The 22,495-nt window shown below is 53.5% G+C and carries 20 protein-coding genes and 4 tRNA genes; 19 read left to right on the forward strand and 5 right to left on the reverse strand.

Annotation, left to right across the window (positions count from 1 at the left end):
* Nucleotides 1-4: 4 nt before the first annotated feature.
* A complete protein-coding gene (gene rhlB / locus WB371_RS19940) occupies nt 5-1,273 on the reverse strand; it encodes an ATP-dependent RNA helicase RhlB (protein WP_336221785.1) in 1,269 nt (422 codons plus the stop codon).
* A 131-nt stretch (nt 1,274-1,404) separates the two neighbouring features.
* On the opposite strand from rhlB, the gene trxA reads away from it, so the two are divergent.
* From trxA to WB371_RS20035, 19 genes are all read left to right on the forward strand, one after another.
* A complete protein-coding gene (gene trxA, locus WB371_RS19945) occupies nt 1,405-1,734 on the forward strand; it encodes a thioredoxin TrxA (RefSeq protein WP_336221786.1) in 330 nt (109 codons plus the stop codon).
* A 160-nt stretch (nt 1,735-1,894) separates the two neighbouring features.
* A complete protein-coding gene (locus WB371_RS19950) occupies nt 1,895-1,987 on the forward strand; it encodes a rho operon leader peptide (protein ID WP_336221787.1) in 93 nt (30 codons plus the stop codon).
* Between the two features lie 87 nt (nt 1,988-2,074).
* Complete coding sequence (gene rho, locus WB371_RS19955) at nt 2,075-3,334, forward strand: transcription termination factor Rho (protein WP_002437993.1); 1,260 nt, start codon at nt 2,075-2,077, stop codon at nt 3,332-3,334.
* Nucleotides 3,335-3,573: 239 nt separating this feature from the next.
* Nucleotides 3,574-4,677, forward strand: a complete 1,104-nt coding sequence (wecA, locus tag WB371_RS19960; protein WP_336221788.1) for a UDP-N-acetylglucosamine--undecaprenyl-phosphate N-acetylglucosaminephosphotransferase — start codon at nt 3,574-3,576, stop codon at nt 4,675-4,677.
* A gap of 12 nt (nt 4,678-4,689) precedes the next feature.
* The gene (wzzE, locus tag WB371_RS19965; protein WP_336221789.1) at nt 4,690-5,736 is read left to right on the forward strand and encodes an ECA polysaccharide chain length modulation protein; all 1,047 of its coding nucleotides are present in this window, start codon (nt 4,690-4,692) and stop codon (nt 5,734-5,736) included.
* A 55-nt stretch (nt 5,737-5,791) separates the two neighbouring features.
* Nucleotides 5,792-6,922, forward strand: coding sequence for a non-hydrolyzing UDP-N-acetylglucosamine 2-epimerase (wecB, locus tag WB371_RS19970; RefSeq protein WP_336221790.1), 1,131 nt, complete (start codon nt 5,792-5,794; stop codon nt 6,920-6,922).
* Complete coding sequence (gene wecC / locus WB371_RS19975) at nt 6,919-8,181, forward strand: UDP-N-acetyl-D-mannosamine dehydrogenase (protein ID WP_336221791.1); 1,263 nt, start codon at nt 6,919-6,921, stop codon at nt 8,179-8,181. The genes wecB and wecC overlap by 4 nt, the downstream gene beginning before the upstream one ends.
* Complete coding sequence (gene rffG / locus WB371_RS19980; protein ID WP_336221792.1) at nt 8,181-9,248, forward strand: dTDP-glucose 4,6-dehydratase; 1,068 nt, start codon at nt 8,181-8,183, stop codon at nt 9,246-9,248. The genes wecC and rffG overlap by 1 nt, the downstream gene beginning before the upstream one ends.
* Before the next feature lie 4 nt (nt 9,249-9,252).
* The gene (gene rffC, locus WB371_RS19985; protein WP_336221793.1) at nt 9,253-9,930 is read left to right on the forward strand and encodes a dTDP-4-amino-4,6-dideoxy-D-galactose acyltransferase; all 678 of its coding nucleotides are present in this window, start codon (nt 9,253-9,255) and stop codon (nt 9,928-9,930) included.
* A gap of 4 nt (nt 9,931-9,934) precedes the next feature.
* On the forward strand, nt 9,935-11,065 hold the full coding sequence (rffA, locus tag WB371_RS19990; RefSeq protein ID WP_336221794.1) for a dTDP-4-amino-4,6-dideoxygalactose transaminase: 1,131 nt from the start codon (nt 9,935-9,937) through the stop codon (nt 11,063-11,065).
* A 1-nt stretch (nt 11,066) separates the two neighbouring features.
* On the forward strand, nt 11,067-12,317 hold the full coding sequence (gene wzxE / locus WB371_RS19995) for a lipid III flippase WzxE (protein ID WP_336221795.1): 1,251 nt from the start codon (nt 11,067-11,069) through the stop codon (nt 12,315-12,317).
* Complete coding sequence (locus WB371_RS20000) at nt 12,314-13,393, forward strand: TDP-N-acetylfucosamine:lipid II N-acetylfucosaminyltransferase (RefSeq protein WP_336221796.1); 1,080 nt, start codon at nt 12,314-12,316, stop codon at nt 13,391-13,393. The genes wzxE and WB371_RS20000 overlap by 4 nt, the downstream gene beginning before the upstream one ends.
* Nucleotides 13,390-14,742 carry an ECA oligosaccharide polymerase gene (gene wzyE, locus WB371_RS20005; RefSeq protein WP_336221797.1) on the forward strand — a complete coding sequence of 451 codons (1,353 nt, stop codon included), beginning with the start codon at nt 13,390-13,392 and terminating at the stop codon, nt 14,740-14,742. Before WB371_RS20000 ends, wzyE begins: the two co-directional genes overlap by 4 nt.
* A 2-nt stretch (nt 14,743-14,744) precedes the next feature.
* Complete coding sequence (gene wecG, locus WB371_RS20010) at nt 14,745-15,485, forward strand: lipopolysaccharide N-acetylmannosaminouronosyltransferase (protein ID WP_336221798.1); 741 nt, start codon at nt 14,745-14,747, stop codon at nt 15,483-15,485.
* Nucleotides 15,486-15,688: 203 nt separating this feature from the next.
* Nucleotides 15,689-17,074 (forward strand): bifunctional threonine/serine APC transporter ThrP, encoded by a 1,386-nt coding sequence (thrP, locus tag WB371_RS20015; RefSeq protein ID WP_336221799.1) that lies wholly within the window; start codon nt 15,689-15,691, stop codon nt 17,072-17,074.
* A gap of 102 nt (nt 17,075-17,176) precedes the next feature.
* Nucleotides 17,177-17,253: transfer RNA gene (locus tag WB371_RS20020), tRNA-Arg, on the forward strand.
* A gap of 59 nt (nt 17,254-17,312) precedes the next feature.
* Nucleotides 17,313-17,388, forward strand: a tRNA-His gene (locus WB371_RS20025).
* Between the two features lie 20 nt (nt 17,389-17,408).
* Nucleotides 17,409-17,495: transfer RNA gene (locus tag WB371_RS20030), tRNA-Leu, on the forward strand.
* A 42-nt stretch (nt 17,496-17,537) separates the two neighbouring features.
* Nucleotides 17,538-17,614 (forward strand) — tRNA-Pro (locus WB371_RS20035).
* 573 nt (nt 17,615-18,187) lie between these two features.
* Here the strand turns inward: WB371_RS20035 and hemY are convergent.
* Genes hemY through hemC form a run of 4 tightly spaced genes read right to left on the reverse strand, consistent with a single transcriptional unit; the run spans nt 18,188 to nt 22,271 of the window.
* Nucleotides 18,188-19,384 (reverse strand): protoheme IX biogenesis protein HemY, encoded by a 1,197-nt coding sequence (gene hemY, locus WB371_RS20040; RefSeq protein WP_336221847.1) that lies wholly within the window; start codon nt 19,382-19,384, stop codon nt 18,188-18,190.
* A 2-nt stretch (nt 19,385-19,386) separates the two neighbouring features.
* Nucleotides 19,387-20,571 carry a uroporphyrinogen-III C-methyltransferase gene (gene hemX, locus WB371_RS20045; protein ID WP_336221800.1) on the reverse strand — a complete coding sequence of 395 codons (1,185 nt, stop codon included), beginning with the start codon at nt 20,569-20,571 and terminating at the stop codon, nt 19,387-19,389.
* A 21-nt stretch (nt 20,572-20,592) separates the two neighbouring features.
* Entirely contained in the window at nt 20,593-21,333 is a 741-nt protein-coding gene (gene hemD / locus WB371_RS20050) for a uroporphyrinogen-III synthase (protein ID WP_336221801.1), read from the reverse strand.
* Nucleotides 21,330-22,271 carry a hydroxymethylbilane synthase gene (gene hemC, locus WB371_RS20055; protein ID WP_336221802.1) on the reverse strand — a complete coding sequence of 314 codons (942 nt, stop codon included), beginning with the start codon at nt 22,269-22,271 and terminating at the stop codon, nt 21,330-21,332. The genes hemD and hemC overlap by 4 nt, the downstream gene beginning before the upstream one ends.
* Nucleotides 22,272-22,495: the final 224 nt, after the last annotated feature.

Below are 22,495 nucleotides of genomic sequence, written 5' to 3' on the forward strand. Positions count from 1 at the left end.
TCTTTTAACCTGAACGACGACGATTACGCGGTGCGCCACCAGCGCGGCGCGGACCATTGCCGGGGCGCGAGCGCGTCAGGCGCAACGGCTTAGGCAGATTGGTCATCAGGGCTTCCGGGTTATATTTACTCACCGGAATAGAGTGACCAATATAGGTTTCAATTGCAGGTAAATTCAGCGCGTACTCTTCGCAGGCCAGGCTGATGGAGTGACCGCTCGCGCCAGCACGCCCGGTACGACCAATACGGTGTACGTAGTCTTCGCAATCATCAGGCAGATCGTAGTTAAAAACGTGCGTCACGGCGGGAATGTGTAAACCGCGGGCGGCAACGTCGGTGGCGACCAGGATATCCAGATCGCCCCGGGTAAATTCGTCGAGAATACGCAGACGTTTTTTCTGTGCCACATCGCCTGTCAGCAGACCTACACGATGACCATCGGCTGCCAGGTGACCCCAGATATCTTCGCAACGGTGTTTGGTGTTAGCGAAAATAATGGCGCGATCCGGCCACTCTTCTTCAATCAGCGTTTGCAGTAAACGCATTTTTTCTTCATTGGAAGGATAGAAGAGCTCTTCTTTAATCCGGTGACCTGTTTTCTGTTCCGGTTCGACTTCAACGTACTCGGCATTGTTCATTTGTTCGAACGCCAGTTCACGTACGCGGTAAGAAAGGGTGGCAGAGAACAGCATGTTCAGACGCTGAGTGGCCGGCGGCATGCGGCGGAACAACCAGCGGATATCTTTAATAAAGCCCAGATCGTACATGCGATCGGCTTCATCGAGGACGACAACCTGAATCGCGCCCAGATTGATGTGATTTTGTTTTGCGTAGTCGATCAGACGGCCCGTGGTGCCGATCAGAATATCGACGCCGCTTTCCAGCACTTTAAGCTGTTTGTCATAACCGTCACCGCCGTAAGCGAGGCCCAGTTTGAGACCTGTCGCCTGCGCCAGCGGCTCGGCATCGGCGTGGATCTGCACGGCTAACTCACGCGTCGGCGCCATAATTAACGCGCGCGGTTGGTTCACCTTGCGATCATCAATCGCGGGATGAGAGAGAAGGTAATGAAACGTTGACGTCAGAAACGCCATCGTTTTTCCGGTACCGGTTTGCGCCTGCCCTGCAACATCGCGACCAGCCAGCGTAAGCGGCAGCGCGAGGGCCTGAATGGGCGTGCAGTTATGAAAGCCTTTTGTTTCAAGGGCTTCTATAACCTTTGGGTGCAGGGCGAAGTCGGAAAACTTCTGTTCTGTTAAATGTGTTTTGCTCATAGTGTGGTAGAATATCAGCTTACTATTGCTTTACGAAAGCGTATCCGGTGAAATAAAGTCAACCTTTAGTTGGAATTGAAGGTTGTGTTCTTCCATTCCAACACGCCAGGCTTATTCCTGTGGAGTTATATATGAGCGATAAAATTATTCACCTGACTGACGACAGTTTTGACACGGATGTACTCAAAGCGGACGGGGCGATCCTCGTTGATTTCTGGGCAGAGTGGTGCGGACCGTGCAAAATGATCGCCCCGATTCTGGATGAAATCGCTGACGAATATCAGGGCAAATTGATGGTTGCTAAACTGAACATTGACCAAAACCCAGGCACTGCGCCGAAGTATGGTATCCGTGGCATCCCGACCCTGCTGCTGTTCAAGAACGGTGAGGTTGCAGCGACCAAAGTGGGCGCACTGTCCAAAGGTCAGCTGAAAGAATTCCTCGACGCCAACCTGGCGTAAGCAGAAAGTCTCATGTTCGGGCGGTCAGTTCCTAATTGTTTCGGATGACTGGACGCCCGACTTGAGTCGTGCTAAGTTAGTGTTGACTTCGTATTAAACATACCTTATTAAGTTTGAATCTTGATATTTTCATTACTTCCCGTTTTTTCTCGCGCGAGAAGTGGACAGATTCAGGGCCTTATCATTCAATCCGTCTTGTCGTTTCAGTTCTGCGTACTCTCCTGTGACCAGACAGCGAACAGACATGAATTGATGGCCGTAAACAGGCATGGATGACCCTGCCATACCATTCACAACATTAAGTTCGAGATTTACCCCAAGTTTAAGAACTCACACCACTATGAATCTTACCGAATTAAAGAATACGCCGGTTTCTGAGCTGATCACTCTCGGCGAAAATATGGGGCTGGAAAACCTGGCTCGTATGCGCAAGCAGGACATTATTTTTGCCATCCTGAAGCAGCACGCAAAGAGTGGCGAAGATATCTTTGGTGACGGTGTGCTGGAGATATTGCAGGATGGATTTGGTTTCCTCCGCTCTGCAGACAGCTCCTACCTCGCCGGTCCTGATGACATCTACGTTTCCCCCAGCCAAATCCGCCGTTTCAACCTCCGCACTGGTGATACCATTTCTGGTAAGATTCGCCCGCCAAAAGAAGGCGAACGCTACTTTGCGCTGCTGAAAGTTAACGAAGTTAACTACGACAAACCGGAAAACGCCCGTAACAAAATCCTCTTCGAGAACTTAACCCCGCTGCACGCAAACTCTCGTCTGCGTATGGAACGTGGTAACGGTTCTACTGAAGACTTAACGGCGCGTGTGCTGGATCTGGCGTCACCCATCGGCCGTGGTCAGCGTGGTTTGATTGTTGCACCGCCGAAAGCGGGTAAAACCATGCTGCTGCAGAACATCGCGCAGAGCATCGCCTATAACCATCCAGACTGCGTGCTGATGGTGCTGCTGATTGACGAACGTCCGGAAGAAGTGACCGAGATGCAGCGTCTGGTGAAAGGGGAAGTTGTGGCTTCTACCTTTGACGAACCAGCATCTCGCCACGTTCAGGTTGCGGAAATGGTGATCGAGAAGGCGAAACGCCTGGTTGAGCATAAGAAAGACGTTATCATCCTGCTCGACTCCATCACTCGTCTGGCGCGTGCGTACAACACCGTGGTTCCGGCATCCGGTAAAGTACTGACCGGTGGTGTGGACGCTAACGCCCTGCATCGTCCGAAGCGTTTCTTCGGTGCGGCGCGTAATGTGGAAGAGGGCGGAAGCCTGACCATTATTGCGACGGCGTTGATCGATACCGGTTCCAAAATGGATGAAGTTATCTACGAAGAGTTTAAAGGCACCGGTAACATGGAGCTGCACCTCTCCCGTAAGATTGCCGAAAAACGCGTGTTCCCGGCCATCGACTACAACCGTTCCGGTACTCGTAAAGAAGAGCTGCTTACCACTCAGGAAGAGCTGCAGAAAATGTGGATCCTGCGTAAGATCATTCACCCAATGGGCGAAATCGACGCAATGGAATTCCTCATTAATAAGCTGGCAATGACCAAAACTAACGACGACTTCTTCGACATGATGAAGCGCTCGTAAAATCGCTCTTAGCCGAAAACGCCACGTTTTTACGTGGCGTTTTGCTTTTAAGTCTGTAATCTTAACGACAAGTTAACAAATTATGTGTTATCACACCCATTTGCGTTACGTGTGATTCGTTAAAAGTGAGTTGTGGTTAATAATTATACAAAACAGATGCTTCGGGATGGAGTTTCCCTTCTGAATAAAAGCCTTCGTGGTTATACTTCTGCTAATAATTTTCTCTGAGAGCACGCATTGTGAATTTACTGACCGTCAGTACTGATCTCATCAGTATTTTTTTATTCACGACACTGTTTCTGTTTTTTGCACGGAAGGTCGCAAAAAAGGTCGGTTTAGTGGATAAACCCAACTACCGTAAACGCCACCAGGGATTGATACCGTTAGTTGGGGGCATCTCAGTTTATGCGGGAATCTGCTTCACATTTGGCATAGCTAATTACTACATTCCCCATGCTGCTCTCTATCTGGCTTGTGCTGGTGTGCTGGTCTTTATCGGCGCGCTGGATGATCGTTTTGATATCAGTGTAAAAATTCGTGCGACTGTTCAGGCGATCATTGGCGTAGTCATGATGGTGGTGGGGAAACTCTATCTCAGCAGTCTGGGTTATATATTTGGACCGTGGGAGATGGTGCTTGGACCGTTTGGTTATTTTCTCACGCTCTTTGCCGTTTGGGCTGCAATCAACGCATTCAACATGGTCGATGGTATTGATGGATTGCTGGGCGGGCTCTCAAGCGTATCATTTGCCGCGATGGGACTTATTCTGTGGTTCGATGGCCAGACAAGTCTGGCGATCTGGTGCTTTGCCATGATAGCCGCCATCCTGCCGTATATTTTGTTGAACCTCGGCGCACTTGGGCGTCGCTATAAAGTCTTTATGGGTGATGCCGGCAGTACGCTGATTGGCTTCACCATTATCTGGATCCTCCTCGAAACAACTCAGGGGCAAACCCACCCGATAAGCCCGGTGACAGCCCTGTGGATCATCGCGATTCCGTTGATGGACATGGTGGCTATTATGTACCGTCGCCTGCGTAAAGGGATGAGTCCATTTTCCCCTGACCGCCAGCATATTCATCATTTGATCATGCGCGCAGGGTTTACTTCGCGTCAGGCGTTTGTCCTGATCACGCTTGCTGCGGCGATCCTGGCCTCGATCGGCGTGCTTGCAGAATACTCTCATTTTGTTCCTGAATGGGTGATGTTGGTGCTCTTTTTGCTAGCATTCTTCCTCTACGGGTACTGTATCAAACGTGCCTGGAAGGTGGCGAGATTCATCAAGCGCATGAAGCGTAGATTACGAAGAAACCGTGATAACAATCCAAAATTAACCAAGTAAATCGAGGATGCGATGACTCAACCATTACCGGGGGCACACGCCGTGAGCGCTGAAAATGAACTGGATATTCGTGGATTGTTTCGTACCTTGTGGGCCGGGAAAGTATGGATTGTAGGGATCGCGCTGTTATTTGCACTGATTGCGCTGGCGTATACTTTTTTTGCCCGACAGGAGTGGAGTGCGACTGCCATCTCGGATCGTCCTACGGTGAACATGCTGGGCGGCTATTATTCCCAGCAGCAGTTTTTGCGTAATCTGGATGAGAAAACCAGCAAGGGCCTAACCGATCAGCCATCAGTGATGGATGAAGCCTACAAAGAATTTGTGATGCAACTGGCCTCCTGGGATACGCGTCGCGATTTCTGGCTGCAAACGGATTATTACAAGCAGCGAATGGTCGGTAACAGTAAAGTCGATGCCGCGATGCTCGATGAACTGATCAATAACATCCAGTTTACTCCCGGCGATTTTGCCCGTGCGATTAATGACAGCGTTAAACTGGTGGCGGAAACCGCGCCGGATGCGAACAATTTACTGCGCCAGTATGTGGCGTTTTCCAGCCAGCGTGCGGCAAGTCATCTCAACGAAGAGTTGAAAGGGGCGTGGGCTGCGCGAACTGTTCAGATGAAAGCGCAGGTCAAACGTCAGGAAGAGGTGGCAAAAGCCATTTTCTCCCGTCGCGTTAGCAGCATTGAACAGGCGCTGAAAATCGCTGAGCAGCACAATATTTCCCGTACCGCGACAGATGTTCCGCCGGATGAATTGCCGGATTCGGAGCTGTTTCTGCTGGGTCGTCCTATGCTCCAGGCTCGCCTTGAAAATTTACAGGCGGTCGGCCCCTCCTTCGATCTGGACTACTTCCAAAACCGAGCCATGCTAAATACATTGAACGTGGGACCAATCCTGGATCCACGTTTTCAGACCTATCGCTATTTGCGCACGCCGGAAGAACCGGTAAAACGCGATAGCCCGCGCCGTGCCTTCCTGATGGTAATGTGGGGCATCGTCGGGGGGCTTATCGGCGCAGGGGTTGCGTTAACCCGCCGCCGCGCGATGTAGCATGACTGTCGCAGTGAGGGGCTGGGCCCTCACTGACTATTCGAAGAGAATCGATGTGAAAGTACTGACTGTATTTGGCACGCGACCGGAAGCCATTAAAATGGCACCTCTGGTACATGCGCTGGCAAAGGATCCTGATTTCGACGCCAAAGTTTGCGTCACCGCGCAGCATCGGGAGATGCTCGATCAGGTGTTAAACCTCTTTTCCATTGTACCTGACTACGATCTTAACATTATGCAGCCTGGTCAGGGGCTGACAGAAATTACGTGTCGGATACTGGAAGGGCTGAAGCCTATTCTTGCGGACTTTAAGCCCGATGTGGTGCTGGTTCATGGTGACACGACAACCACCATTGCGACCAGTCTGGCTGCTTTTTATCAACGTATACCGGTAGGGCACGTGGAGGCCGGACTTCGCACAGGCGATCTCTACTCCCCCTGGCCGGAAGAGGCAAACCGTACGCTGACCGGGCATCTGGCGATGTACCACTTTGCGCCGACAGAAAACTCACGGCAGAACCTGTTGCGCGAGAATATTGCCGACAACCGCATTTTTGTGACGGGCAATACGGTGATCGATGCGCTGATCTGGGTACGTGATCGTGTTCTGGCAAGCGATACGCTGCGCAAAGAACTGGCCGAACAATATCCTTTCCTTAGCTCAGATAAAAAGTTGATTCTGGTGACCGGACATCGACGCGAGAGCTTTGGTCGCGGATTTGAGCAGATTTGCCATGCCCTGGCGGAGATTGCCGCCGCGAATCAGGACGTCCAGATTGTCTATCCGGTACATCTGAACCCTAACGTCAGTGAGCCGGTCAACCGTATTCTCGGCCACGTTAAAAACGTAACGCTGATTGAACCGCAAGACTATTTACCCTTTGTCTGGCTGATGAATCACGCCTGGCTGATTCTGACCGATTCAGGAGGGATTCAGGAAGAGGCGCCGTCGCTGGGCAAGCCGGTACTGGTGATGCGTGAAACGACCGAACGGCCAGAGGCTATTACTGCAGGCACCGTGCGTCTGGTGGGGACAAACTCACAGCGCATTGTCGAAGAGGTCACACGTTTGCTGCATGATGAAAACGAATATCAGCTCATGAGCCGCGCTCATAATCCTTACGGAGATGGGCAGGCTTGTGGCCGCATTTTACACGCGTTAAAAAACAATCGGGTATCGCTATGAGTTTTTCTACCATTTCCGTTATTGGGCTGGGTTATATCGGGTTGCCGACGGCGGCAGCCTTTGCTTCGCGCCAAAAACAGGTGATAGGGGTGGATGTAAACCCGAATGCGGTGGAGACGATTAATCGCGGTGAGATCCATATTGTTGAACCGGATCTGGATAAGGTGGTGAAAACGGCGGTAGAGGGTGGATTTCTGCGTGCGACCACCACGCCAGTTGTAGCGGATGCGTACCTGATTGCGGTTCCAACGCCGTTTAAAGGCGAGCATGAACCTGACATGGCCTTTGTTGAAGCAGCGGCGAAATCCGTGGCCCCGGTACTGAAAAAGGGCGCACTGGTGATACTTGAATCCACCTCTCCGGTCGGTGCGACTGAGCAGATGGCGGCATGGCTGGCAGAAATGCGTCCGGATCTGACCTTTCCGCAGAATGCGGGTGAACAGGCTGATATCAATATCGCTTATTGCCCGGAACGCGTGCTTCCAGGTCAGGTGATGGTTGAACTGATTAAGAATGACCGCGTTATTGGCGGTATGACGCCAGTGTGCTCGGCACGCGCCAGCGAGCTGTATAAGATCTTCCTTGAAGGCGAGTGTGTGATCACCAACTCCCGAACCGCCGAAATGTGCAAACTGACGGAAAACAGCTTCCGCGACGTGAATATCGCTTTCGCCAACGAACTGTCGCTGATTTGCGCGGAGCAGGGGATTAACGTCTGGGAACTGATTCGCCTTGCGAATCGCCATCCTCGCGTCAATATTCTTCAGCCAGGACCTGGCGTCGGCGGACACTGTATTGCGGTCGATCCGTGGTTTATCGTGGCGCAGAACCCGCTGCAGTCGCGCCTGATTCGCACCGCGCGTGAAGTTAACGACGGCAAACCGCACTGGGTTGTCGAGCAGGTGAAAGCCGCTGTGGCGGATTGCCTGGCGGCGACCAATAAACGTGCCAGCGAAGTGAAAATCGCCTGCTTTGGTCTCGCCTTTAAACCTAACATTGACGATCTGCGCGAAAGCCCGGCGATGGGAATTGCAAAAAGTATCGCCCAATGGCACAGCGGTGAAACGCTGGTGGTGGAGCCGAACATTCACCAATTGCCGAAAAAGCTGGAAGGCCTTTGTACTCTGGTGGAACTGAACGATGCGCTGGCCACCGCCGATGTGCTGGTGATGCTCGTCGATCACAATCAATTTAAAGCGATTCATGGTGATGCTGTCCGCCAGCAATATGTTGTTGATACCAAGGGAGTGTGGCGTTAATGAAACGAATTCTGGTGACGGGTGGCGCGGGTTTTATCGGCTCAGCGGTGGTACGCCATATCATTAATGAGACGGCGGATGCGGTTGTGGTGGTGGATAAACTCACCTATGCCGGAAACCTGATGTCACTCACACCCGTTGCGCAAAGCGATCGCTTTGCCTTTGAGAAAGTCGATATCTGCGATCGCGCGGCGCTGGATCGCGTCCTTCATCAGTACCAGCCGGATTGCGTGATGCATCTGGCCGCGGAAAGCCATGTCGATCGTTCCATTGATGGTCCAGCGGCATTTATTGAGACCAACATTGTTGGTACATACACGTTGCTGGAAGCTGCCCGGGCATACTGGAATGCGCAGACTGACGAGAAAAAGTCGGCGTTTCGCTTCCACCATATCTCGACGGATGAGGTGTATGGCGATCTACACTCCACCGATGATTTCTTTACCGAAACGACGCCATATGCACCCAGCAGCCCCTATTCCGCGTCAAAAGCCAGCAGCGATCACCTGGTGCGCGCCTGGTTACGTACCTATGGCTTCCCGACGCTCATTACCAACTGTTCCAACAACTATGGCCCGTATCACTTCCCGGAAAAGCTTATCCCGCTGATGATTCTCAACGCGCTGGCGGGTAAACCGCTTCCCGTTTATGGCAACGGACAACAGATTCGCGACTGGTTGTATGTGGAAGATCACGCCCGGGCGCTGTACTGCGTAGCGACTACCGGCGCGGTGGGGGAAACGTACAATATTGGCGGTCACAACGAACGTAAAAATCTGGATGTGGTTGAGACGATTTGCGACCTGCTGGAAGCGCTGGCGCCAAATAAGCCGCAGGGTATTGTGCAGTACCGCGATCTGATTACCTTTGTGGATGACCGTCCGGGACACGACTTACGTTACGCTATTGATGCGTCGAAAATTGCGCGTGAACTGGGCTGGACACCACAGGAAACTTTTGAAACGGGCATGCGTAAAACCGTGCAGTGGTATCTGGCAAACGAAGTCTGGTGGAAACCCGTGCAGGACGGAACCTATCAGGGCGAGCGTTTGGGTCTGAAGGGGTAATGCCGTGCGCGTCCACGCCAGTATTGAACCGCTGAGCTGGGAAAACCGCTTTTTTGGCGTGAACAGCGCCATTGTCCGGATTGACTCGGCCGCGCCAGTATTAACCGCAGACGCGTTACAGTCCTGGGCGCGGGTTCAGGCCAAAGTCCCGGCAGATAACTCTGCTGAGCTGGATGCGTTGCAACAGTTGGGATTTGCGCTGGTGGAAGGGGAAGTTGACCTTGCGCTGGCTGTCGGTAAAAACAACGGTCAAACTGGCGCGGAAATTGCAGAATTAACGGATATCCCGGTTTTACGTCAGCTTGCCGCGACGGCGTTTGCGCAAAGTCGTTTTCGTGCGCCGTGGTACGCCCCTGATGCCAGTGCGCGGTTTTATGCGCAGTGGATTGAAAATGCGGTGCGCGGCACGTTTGATCATCAGTGTCTGGTGCTTCGCGCATCGGGGGGGGATATTCGCGGCTATGTCTCGCTACGTGAGCTTAATGACAGCGATGCGCGTATCGGCTTACTCGCCGGGCGCGGGGCCGGAGCGGAACTGATGCAGGCCGCGCTGGATTGGGCGCAGGCGCGCGGCAAAACAACATTGCGGGTGGCAACCCAAATGGGCAACACCGCCGCGCTTAAACGTTATATACAAAGCGGAGCGAATGTGGAAAGCGCCGCATACTGGTTATACAGGTGACAACATGATTCCGTTTAACGCACCGCCGGTGGTGGGAAGCGAACTCGATTATATGCAGTCTGCAATGGGCAGCGGCAAACTGTGCGGCGATGGCGGCTTTACCCGCCGTTGCCAGCAGTGGCTGGAGCAGCGTTTTGGCAGTGCGAAAGTGCTTCTGACCCCTTCCTGTACCGCCTCACTGGAGATGGCGGCGCTACTGCTGGATATTCAGCCGGGCGATGAAGTGATTATGCCGAGTTACACCTTTGTCTCGACGGCGAATGCGTTTGTCCTGCGCGGCGCAAAAATAATCTTTGTCGATATCCGCCCGGATACCATGAACATTGATGAAACGCGTATTGAAGCGGCGATTACTGAAAAAACGCGGGCCATTGTGCCGGTGCATTACGCAGGCGTAGCCTGTGAAATGGATACCATCATGGCGCTGGCGGAGAAGTACAATCTGTTTGTGGTGGAAGATGCCGCGCAAGGGGTGATGTCGACCTATAAAGGCCGTGCGCTGGGGACGATTGGTCATATTGGATGCTTTAGTTTTCACGAAACCAAAAACTACACCGCAGGCGGCGAAGGCGGCGCAACGCTGATTAACGATCGTAGCCTGATTGAACGCGCCGAAATCATCCGCGAAAAAGGGACCAATCGCAGCCAGTTCTTCCGGGGACAGGTCGATAAATACACCTGGCGCGATATTGGCTCCAGCTATTTGATGTCCGATCTGCAAGCGGCTTATCTGTGGGCGCAACTGGAAGCGGCTGACCGCATTAATCAGCAGCGTCTGGCGCTGTGGCAAACCTACTACGATGCGCTGGAACCGCTGGCGCGTGCTGGCAGAATTGTGTTGCCGACAATTCCTGATGACTGCAAACAGAACGCGCATATGTTCTACATCAAGCTGCGTGATATTGACGATCGTAGCGCCCTGATTAATTTCCTCAAAGAAGCCGAAATTATGGCGGTGTTCCACTACATCCCGCTGCACGGTTGTCCGGCTGGCGACAAGTTCGGTGAGTTTTCAGGTGAAGATCGCTACACCACGAAAGAGAGTGAGCGTTTGCTGCGCCTGCCGCTGTTTTACAACCTGTCGGCAGTGAACCAGCGCACGGTGATTACGACCTTGCTGAACTATTTCGCCTGATATGTCGCTCGCGAAAGCGTCCCTGTGGACGGCGGCCAGTACGCTGGTCAAAATCGGCGCGGGGTTATTGGTCGTTAAACTGCTGGCGGTGTCATTTGGACCGGCGGGTGTTGGCCTGGCGGGAAACTTCCGTCAGATGGTCACAGTGCTCGGAGTTCTGGCGGGGGCTGGTATTTTTAACGGGGTCACCAAATACGTTGCGCAGTCTCATGATAATCCTGAAGAACTGCGCAAGGTCGTGGGCACCTCCTCAGCCATGGTGCTGGGTTTTTCTACGCTACTGGCACTGGTGTTTCTGGTTGCTGCGGCACCGATTAGCCAGGGGTTGTTTGGTCACACTCAGTATCAGGGGCTGGTCCGGTTAGTGGCGCTGGTGCAGATGGGTATTGCCTGGGCCAACCTGCTGCTGGCATTGATGAAAGGTTTTCGTGATGCCGCCGGGAATGCGCTGTCATTGATCGTTGGCAGTCTGGTGGGTGTCGTCGCTTACTACGGCTGTTACCGGGTGGGAGGCTATGAAGGCGCGCTCCTGGGGCTGGCGCTGGTTCCCGCGCTGGTGGTTATCCCGGCCGCCGCCATGCTGATGAAACGCGGCATGATACCGCTGCGCTACCTGAAACCCTCCTGGGATAACGGGCTTGCCGGTCAGCTCAGCAAATTCACGTTGATGGCGCTGATCACATCAGTCACGCTACCTGTCGCGTATGTGATGATGCGAAACCTGCTGGCGGCGCACTACAGTTGGGATGATGTGGGGATCTGGCAGGGGGTGAGCAGTATTTCGGATGCTTACCTGCAATTTATTACCGCCTCGTTCAGCGTTTACCTGTTGCCAACGCTGTCGCGTCTCACGGATAAGCGGGATATCACGCGAGAAGTCTTAAAATCGTTGAAGTTCGTGCTTCCAGCGGTGGCTGCCGCGAGTTTCACCGTCTGGCTGCTGCGTGATTTTGCTATCTGGCTGCTGTTCTCTGAGAAATTCACCGCCATGCGTGACCTGTTTGCCTGGCAGTTGGTCGGTGATGTACTGAAAGTCGGCGCCTACGTGTTCGGTTATCTGGTGATCGCGAAGGCGTCGCTGCGATTTTATATTCTGGCTGAGATCAGCCAGTTCATTTTACTGACAGCATTTGCGCACTGGCTGATTCCGGTGCATGGCGCACTGGGCGCCGCGCAGGCCTATATGGCTACGTATATTGTCTATTTCTCTTTGTGTTGTGGCGTATTTTTACTCTGGCGTAGGCGGGCATGACTGTACTGATTCACGTACTGGGATCAGATATCCCTCACCATAATCAAACCGTGCTGCGGTTTTTCAACGATACGCTGGCGTCGACCAGCGAGCACGCCCGCGTCTTTATGGTTGCCGGACAGGATACCGGACTGACGGAAAATTGCCCCGCGCTCTCTATCCGTTTCTTCAGTGGTAAGAAAACGCTGGCGGAAGCGGTTATTGCACAAGCTAAAGCAGACAGAAAACAGCGCTTCTTCTTCCACGGTCAGTTTAATACCTCGCTATGGCTGGCGTTACTGAGCGGCGGCATCAAACCCAGCCAGTTTTACTGGCATGTCTGGGGCGCCGATCTGTATGAAGTTTCCAGCGGGCTAAAATTTAAACTGTTTTATCCAATTCGCCGTCTGGCGCAAGGCCGTGTCGGAGGGGTATTTGCCACCCGTGGTGACCTGAGCTATTTCGCCCAACGGCACCCGCGCGTGCCGGGCGAACTGTTGTACTTCCCGACGCGAATGGATCCGGCGCTGAATAATATGGTGAACGATCGCCTGCGCAGTGGGAAAATGACGATTCTGGTCGGGAACTCTGGCGATCGCAGCAATGAGCATATTGCTGCGCTGCAGGCCGTACATCAGCAGTTTGGCGATACGGTGAACGTGATTGTCCCGATGGGCTATCCGGCGAATAATGAGGCGTATATTGCGCACGTTCGGCAAGTGGGGTTAAGCCTGTTCAGCCCGGAAAACCTGCAAATCCTCAGCGATAAACTCGAATTCGACGCTTATCTGAGCCTGCTTCGCCAGTGCGATCTCGGTTACTTTATTTTTGCCCGTCAGCAAGGTATTGGTACATTGTGTCTGTTGATTCAGGCGGGTGTCCCGTGCGTGCTCAACCGTGAGAATCCGTTCTGGCAGGATATGGTGGAGCAGCATCTTCCGGTGCTCTTTACTACCGATGAACTGAACGAACAGGTGGTACGTGAGGCGCAGCGCCAACTGGCGTCGGTGGATAAAAATAATATCACTTTCTTCAGCCCCAATTATTTGCAGCCCTGGCATAACGCATTACAGATAGCGTCAGGGGAGGTGCTATGAGCCTGATGCAGTTCAGCGGACTGTTTGTGGTCTGGCTCCTCTCGACGCTGTTCATTGCCACGCTGACATGGTTTGAATTCCGCCGTGTGCGCTTTAACTTCAACGTGTTTTTCTCGCTGTTGTTCTTGCTGACGTTCTTTTTTGGTTTTCCCCTGACCAGCGTACTGGTGTTCCGTTTTGATGTCGCCGTCGCGCCACCGGAAATCCTGTTGCAGGCGTTGCTGTCTGCCGCCTGTTTCTACGCGGTCTATTATGTGACCTACAAAACCCGTTTACGCAAGCGGGGGGCTGATGCGCCGTGCAAGCCGCTGTTTACCATGAACCGGGTTGAAACCCATCTGACATGGGTGATTCTGATGGGGATTGCGCTCATTAGCGTGGGCATCTTTTTTATGCATAACGGTTTTTTACTGTTCCGTTTGCATTCGTACAGCCAGATTTTCTCCAGTGAGGTCTCCGGTGTGGCGCTGAAGCGCTTCTTTTACTTTTTCATTCCGGCGATGCTGGTAGTCTACTTCCTGCGTCAGGACAGCAAAGCGTGGCTATTCTTCCTGGTGAGCACTGTCGCGTTTGGCCTGCTGACCTATATGATTGTCGGCGGCACCCGCGCCAATATCATTATCGCGTTCGCGATCTTCCTGTTTATCGGCATTATTCGCGGCTGGATCTCATTGTGGATGCTGGCGGCTGCGGGCGTGCTGGGTATTGTCGGGATGTTCTGGCTGGCGCTGAAGCGCTACGGATTGAACGTTAGCGGCGACGAGGCGTTTTATACGTTCCTGTATCTCACGCGCGACACCTTTTCCCCGTGGGAAAACCTGGCGTTGCTACTGCAAAACTACGACAAGATCGACTTCCAGGGACTGGCGCCGATTGTCCGCGATTTCTACGTCTTTATTCCTTCCTGGCTATGGCCGGGACGGCCGAGCGTGGTGCTGAACGCCGCAAACTATTTTACCTGGGAAGTGCTGAACAACCATTCCGGCCTGGCGATCTCGCCGACGCTGATTGGTTCTCTGGTGGTGATGGGCGGTGTGCTGTTTATTCCGTTGGGCGCGATAGTGGTCGGGTTGATCATTAAATGGTTCGACTGGCTGTATGAGCTGGGTAATCGAGAGACAAATCGCTATAAGGCCGCGATTTTGCATAGTTTCTGTTTTGGCGCGATTTTTAACATGATCGTGCTGGCGCGAGAGGGGCTGGACTCATTTGTCTCGCGAGTGGTTTTTTTCCTCGTGGTTTTTGGTGTGTGTTTGCTGGTGGCGAAACTTCTGTTCTGGCTGTTTGACAGCGCAGGACTGATTCATAAACGTTCGCGAGCCCTGCCGGTTAAACAGGTTGAAGGATAGTAATGACTGATAAGACAACTGCACCGGTTTACGCGCTGCGTGGACTTCAGCTTATTGGCTGGCGTGATATGCAACACGCACTGGATTATCTCTATGCCGCAGGCCAGCTTAAGCAAGGCACGCTGGTGGCGATTAATGCGGAAAAGGTGCTGACGGCGGAAGATAACCCGGAAGTGCGTGTGCTGATTGAGGCGGCAGAATTTAAGTATGCCGATGGGATCAGCGTCGTGCGTTCGGTGCGTAAGAAATTCCCGCACGCGCAGGTGTCCCGCGTGGCGGGGGCCGATCTCTGGGAAGCCTTGATGGCTCGCGCGGGCAGTGAAGGAACGCCGGTTTTCCTGGTAGGCGGGAAGCCCGACGTTCTGGCACAAACGGAAGCGAAACTGCACGACCGGTGGAACGTAAATATTGTCGGTAGCCAGGATGGCTATTTTACACCGGAACAGCGCCAGGCACTGTTTGAGCGTATTCATGCCAGCGGAGCGCAAATCGTTACCGTGGCGATGGGATCGCCAAAACAGGAAATTTTTATGCGTGACTGTCGCCTGGTGCATCCGCATGCGCTGTATATGGGCGTCGGTGGCACCTATGACGTTTTCACGGGGCATGTAAAACGTGCGCCGAAGGTATGGCAAAACCTGGGGCTGGAATGGCTGTATCGCCTGCTCTCTCAGCCAGGCCGCATCACGCGCCAGCTTCGTTTACTGCGTTACCTGCGCTGGCACTACAGCGGCGACCTCTAAAACCCCTTTCTGATACGGGTAGCGCATTCAGCCTGAAGCGCTACCCGACTGCCGAATTTTTGCCCTGTCATTACATAAAACATGCATTTTTTTAATGCTTCGTTTGCCATTTTGCCAAATTTGCGAAACCATGCGCCCCCATCGATGTACCCATAACAATAACCGGTCGTACCGGAAAGCATGCAAACACGACAAGAGGATTTATGGCAGAGAAAAAACCTGAGCTACAGCGTGGGCTGGAGGCTCGTCATATCGAATTAATTGCCCTTGGGGGTACCATTGGCGTTGGGCTGTTCATGGGGGCAGCCAGTACACTGAAATGGGCGGGACCTTCCGTCCTGCTGGCGTATATCGTCGCAGGTCTGTTCGTCTTTTTCATTATGCGCTCAATGGGTGAGATGCTCTTTCTGGAGCCGGTCGCTGGCTCTTTCGCTGTCTACGCGCATCGTTACATGAGCCCGTTTTTCGGTTATCTCACCGCCTGGTCGTACTGGTTTATGTGGATGGCGGTTGGGATCTCGGAAATCACAGCGATTGGCGTCTATGTCCAGTTCTGGTTTCCGGAGATGGCGCAGTGGATACCGGCGTTGATCGCCGTCGGGCTGGTGGCGCTGGCAAACCTGGCGGCCGTTCGCTTGTATGGCGAAATCGAATTCTGGTTTGCGATGATCAAAGTCACCACCATCATTGTGATGATCGTTATTGGTCTGGGAATTATTTTCTTCGGTATTGGCAACGGCGGTCAGGCAATCGGCTTTGGTAACCTGACTGAGCACGGCGGCTTCTTTGCCGGTGGCTGGAAAGGCTTTCTCACCGCTTTATGTATCGTGGTCGCGTCTTATCAGGGTGTGGAGCTGATCGGGATCACCGCCGGTGAAGCGAAGAATCCGCAGGTTACGCTGCGTAGCGCGGTTGGGAAAGTGCTGTGGCGTATTCTGATCTTCTACGTGGGCGCGATTTTTGTCATCGTCACAATCTTTCCGTGGAACGAAATTGGCAGCAATGGCAGTCCGTTTGTCCTGACCTTCGCCAAAATTGGTATCACCGCAGCGGCGGGGATTATCAACTTTGTGGTGTTGACCGCGGCGCTGTCTGGCTGTAACAGCGGAATGTACAGCTGCGGGCGCATGCTTTACGCGCTGGCGAAAAATCGTCAGTTGCCCGCGGCGATGGCGAAAGTCTCCCGTCATGGCGTTCCGGTAGCGGGTGTAGCATTGTCGATTCTGATCCTGCTGATAGGTTCGTGCCTGAACTACATCATCCCTGAGCCGCAGCGCGTATTTGTCTACGTCTACAGTGCGAGTGTACTGCCGGGCATGGTGCCGTGGTTTGTGATCCTGATTAGCCAGTTACGTTTTCGTCGGGCACATAAAGAAGCCATTGCCAGCCATCCGTTTCGTTCAATTCTGTTTCCGTGGGCCAACTGGTTGACGATGGCTTTCCTGATTTGCGTGCTGATCGGCATGTATTTTAATGAAGATACGCGTATGTCGCTGTTTGTCGGGATCCTCTTCCTGCTTGCCGTGACGGTGGTTTATAAGGTGTTTGGCCTTAATCGTCGCGGTGTCGCCCAGAAAATGGGGGATTAAGCAACAAAACGCGCAAAGCGTAACCAAACGCGCATTTTATTTAAAAAGGCACTAGACAGCGGGGTGTGAAGTCCGTATTATCCACCCCCGCAACGGCGCTAAGCGCCCGTAGCTCAGCTGGATAGAGCGCTGCCCTCCGGAGGCAGAGGTCTCAGGTTCGAATCCTGTCGGGCGCACCATTAATCCCGGTGCTGGAGCTGCGGTGGTTTCGATACCGCGTAAAAAAAGATTTGTAGTGGTGGCTATAGCTCAGTTGGTAGAGCCCTGGATTGTGATTCCAGTTGTCGTGGGTTCGAATCCCATTAGCCACCCCATTATTAAGAAGTTGTGAAATGCGAAGGTGGCGGAATTGGTAGACGCGCTAGCTTCAGGTGTTAGTGTCCTTACGGACGTGGGGGTTCAAGTCCCCCCCCTCGCACCACGACTTAATGAATTGAACTAAAAATTCAAAAAAGCAGTACATCGGCGAGTAGCGCAGCTTGGTAGCGCAACTGGTTTGGGACCAGTGGGTCGGAGGTTCGAATCCTCTCTCGCCGACCAATTTTGAACCCCGCTTCGGCGGGGTTTTTTGTTTTCTGCGACCCATGTTTTCTTCTTCTTTTCTGTTGTTGCATCCCGGAGACAGTATAATTGCCAGTTGTCGCCATCCGGTGACGTTTAACTGTCTGATACGTAAATGTTTTGCCTTATTAACTGATATCTGTCTCTGGCAGACGACAAGCACACTTCTGTCTGCTGAATAAGAATGAGGAAAAGTGCCAACACACCGCGCCAGCACAGGTATAGCTAAAAGTCTCAATCCTTATTTTTGGCGGTGCAATCCTGGCATGTAATGTGCAATAATATGCGTGTAGATGCTCATTCCATCTCTTATGCTCGCCACAGTGCCTCATAAACTCAGGAATGATGCAGAGCCGTTTACGGTGCTTATCGTCCACTGACAGATGTCGCTTCGGCCTCATCAAACACCATGGACATAACGTTGAGTGAAGCACCCATTATGTTGTCATACAGACCTGTTTAACGCCTGCTTTTCACGAAGCAGGCGTTTTTTTATTTCTGGAGTGGGAAATCTGCAGGCCCGGTAAGCAAAGCGTCACCGGGCGTTGAGAGTTACTGTGGGGGAGTGTTCTGTAGCGTCAACATCAGTCCGTCACGGCGCATGGTGGCCGCTTCTTCGGGCTGATGCAGGCGATCCAGCGCGTCGGCAAGCCAGGCGTAATCATAGGCATCAGGACGCTGTTTCAGCGCCGCGCGGAAGGCAACGGTCGCTTCCTGCCATTCTCCGTGCTTCATCAGCGACTGACCCAGCGTGCTCCACAACAGCGGGCGATCGCCAACCGTTTTAATCTGCTGACGCAGCACTTTTTCCAGTTGTTCCGGATTATTGGTTTTCAGGCGTGGGATCGGCAGCACCAGGCGATCGTCATACTGACGCTTCAGGCCATCGATAATAATTTGCTGCGCCATGTCATGATCGTCGCATTCAATCAGATGCTCTGCCATTGCCACTTGCAAAGCAACCTGATGACGGGTTTTACGGCTCTGGTTTTTCCACCACTCGCGCAAACCTTCGCTGCCCTGATCGGCTCGCGCCTGATCCATCAAACCAATCCAGGCCTGCTGTTCCAGCATTGCGCGATGCTCTTCATCACCGACGTTGGCTTTCGCCATTGACGGGATGATATCCAGCAGTGAGCTCCAGGCACCGGTGCGGATGTAGGCCTGTTCCGCCAGGCGCAGTACTTCCGGATGGCGCGGGGTGACTTCCAGCAGTTTATCGACGCCATGACGCGCGGCGTGGTTCTCATTGCGCGCCAGTTGCAGACGAACGCGGGCGATTTCGACCGGGATCGTATCATTTCCCGCGAGTTCTGCCGCACGCTCCAGATGCTGATTTGCACGCGCCTCATCACCGCGCTGCTGCGCGGCTTCGGCTGCCAGAAGATAGTTCACCACCGGCTGTTCTGCATGATCGGCATTTTTCGCCATCAGCTTTTCAACCTGCTGGTAGTCACCTTCTGCCAGCTTCAGCAATGCCTGTTCGGTTTGCTTACGGGCGCGACGACGTTTTCGTCCGGCAAACCAGCCGCGCGTGTGCGCGCCGGTGCGGAAAATTCGACGTAACAGCCACTCAATGGCAAAGAGCACCAGCAGGGTGACGATCAGAATGATAACGAGCCCGGTCACGCTGGTTTCGATGTTGTAGGTATCGGTCTGAATCAGGACGTAGCCCTGATGACCGGCAATCATAGGGCCAACCACAATACCCGCAATCAGCAGCACAAAGAGCAATAATACTTTTAGCATCATTATTCTCCTTGTGGCGCGGCTGCCGGGGCTTCTGTTTGCGGTGCAGCAGGAGCAGGGGGCGCTTCAGTCGGGACGGCGGCCGGTTGCGCCAGCAGGTTACGCACGCGGGTCTGCATGAGTTTTTCCAGGATCGCCTGGCTTTGCAGCGTTTCCGGTACGTCCATGGTGATGCTCTGCTGGCTCAACTTATCCACTTCTTCAAGGAAGGCTTTTGTGGTGGCGTCGTCGGTATCGTAGTAAGCACGTACCCAGGTGGAGACGTTATCCAGCGCCTGGCGATAAGTTTCTTCCTGATGACGCGGCACGGCCTGGGCGGCAACGAGCAGGCGAGAACGGATATTTTCCCGCAGATAGACGTCCTGGTTCGGTGCTAATAGCGGCACGGCGGTGTCATCGCGGCGGCGGATGGTGATAAAGCTGTCCATAAAATTCTGCCAGCTTTTTTGCAAATTGACGCGCCATTCACTGATGGAACTGGACAGCTCCGGGCTATCGGAATCCATTGGCGAACCGTCGCTGTCGTTATCCGCCAGTCGCAGATTGTCGATCTGGTTAGAAAGCTGGTTAATTTTCAGGATGATGCCGTCGTAATCTACCTGCGCGACAGAGGACAGTTTGCTGATGTCATCGGTAATCGCCCGACGCGCTGTAATCAGGCTGGGATCGTTCATGTCCGCGAGGCTGGCATCTGCGCTCTTTAGCAGCGCTGCCGCTGTCGTTACATCCTGATCGCTCCACAGCTTACGTCCGGCCAGTTTGACCAGGAAATCGGATTGGGCGAGCAGCCAGGTTTTCGCATCGCTGCCAGAGATAGTGGCAACTTTCTGCTGTACTTCATCCAGTTGTTTCGCCAACTCTGCTCGCTGGCGGTTAGCCTGTTCCAGCTGTGCGGTCTGCTGTTTAATCACCCCTTCCAGCTCGGTTTTCTGGCTTTCCTGCGCTTTTTGCAGTGCGGTCAGTTGATTTGCCAGCGCATCGCTGGTTGCGGTCTGCGTGGTCGCCTGCTGTTTTCCCCAGCCATAAAGCCCAACGCCTGCAGCCAGTGCAATGGCAATTGCCACCGCGCTCAGTACCAGCGCTGTGCCGTTTTTACTCTTTTTTTCAGCAATCACTGGCTGTGGTTGAGTTTCCACGGCCTCCCTGGTCTCTTCAACCACGGCGGAGGATTTTTCTTGTTCCGTCATTATGGCTTCCCATTATGAGAGTTATTGTAATGCGCGCAGTAGCGCATCGTTGTCGGCGTTATCAGCGACCTTAATATCTTGCCAGCCCAGTTCCCGGGCGAGGTGCGCCAGACGCTCACTGACGACAATAAGCCGACAGCGTAGTAACCAGTTTTCACGATACCACTGCGGGATCAGCAAGTTGAGCTGTTGCAGCATCTCACCGCTGGTGACCACAATTGTTGTCACACCGCGGGACTGCCAGCGCATCGCTTCTTGTGCGCCATCGTAATATTTTGCATTGCGTTGATAACATTCATAAAACGTGACATCAGCCCCGCGCTCCGCCAGCGTTTCGCCTAACAGCTCACGTCCGCCGTTGCCGCGTAAAATCAGCGCACGTTTACCCGCAATATTTTGTAATTCAGGTAATTGTAGCAAGACTTCGCTAATTTCCCGATCTCGTGGATAGTGAATATCGCGTCCACTGACGGTATGAAGCGCCAGCGCGGTTGTGCGACCGATGGCAAAATAGTGCGGGGCGGCGGGCCATTTCAGTTCCTGCCTTTCCAGTTGCGCGTGGGCGAAAGAGACCGCGTGTTGTGACAGTACAAAAAGCAGGTCGTTATCGGTGAGGGCTGAAAAGGCCTCAGCCAGTTTTGGGAGATCCCGACCAGGGGTAAATTCGATGAGTGGAAAACTCCAGGCCTCCTGCCCCAGTATGCGCAGACGGCTCACTAATGCTTCCCCTGCGGGTAACGGGCGGGTGACCAGGATACTCATGCGGGGGATTCTCCGTTATAAACCGCTGTCAGGATGGCGCGCGCGCCGTTATCCAGCAATTCTTCGGCAAGCGAAATACCCATCTGCTCGGCCTGCTGTGGCGAACCACGGCGTTCTCCGCGTACCATTTGCGACCCGTCTGGCGCGCCGACCAGCGCGCGTAGCCAAAGCTCACCGTTAATGATTTCAGCATAGCTGCCAATCGGCACCTGGCAGCCCCCTTCCAGGCGGGTATTCATGGCGCGTTCCGCTTTCACGCGTACGGTGGTGATTTCATCATTCAGCGGTGCCAGCAGCGCCTGCGTCCGGCTGTCATCGAGACGGCATTCAATGCCGACAGCGCCTTGTCCGACGGCAGGCAGAGACACTTCCGGCGGTAGCGCGGTACGAATGCGGGATTCCAGCCCCAGTCGTTTCAGTCCGGCGACGGCCAGAATAATCGCGTCATAGTCGCCGTTATCGAGTTTGCTCAGGCGCGTGCCCACGTTGCCACGCAGCGAACGGATGACCAGATCCGGACGGCGTTCTGCCAGTTGGCACTGGCGGCGCAAACTGGATGTACCCACGATACTGCCGGCGGGCAACTCATCAAGGGTATTGTAGTGATTTGAGACAAAGGCATCGCGCGGATCTTCGCGTTTGCAGATTGTGACCAGCCCCAGGCCTTCCGGGAATTCGACCGGAACATCTTTCATGGAGTGGACTGCGATATCGGCGCGTTTTTCAAGCAGCGCGACTTCCAGTTCTTTTACGAACAAGCCTTTGCCGCCCACTTTCGCCAGGGGGGTATCAAGAATCACGTCGCCACGCGTCACCATCGGCACCAGCTCCACGACCAGGCCGGGATGGTTTGCCATTAACGCGTCTTTGACATAATGTGCCTGCCAGAGCGCAAGAGGGCTTTGGCGTGTGGCAATTCTTACAACATTGTCTAACATGCTTGTTACCGTCATTATCGTCCGTGGTTCATCCTAACATCCTTACAAGTGGGATGGCAGTGTTACGGTCAAAGGTAAGTAAAGGATAAAGCGCTGCGTCGTGACTGGCAGCATTCGATGACGAGGAACCGTCCGATCGTATCTCAGAATTTACGCGCAGCGATTGGTGCTACACTTGTATGTAGTGCATCTTTCTTTACGGTCAATGAGCAAGGTGTTAAATT

The organism is Citrobacter amalonaticus (assembly GCF_037053465.1).
Classification (GTDB): Bacteria; Pseudomonadota; Gammaproteobacteria; order Enterobacterales; family Enterobacteriaceae; genus Citrobacter_A; species Citrobacter_A amalonaticus_H.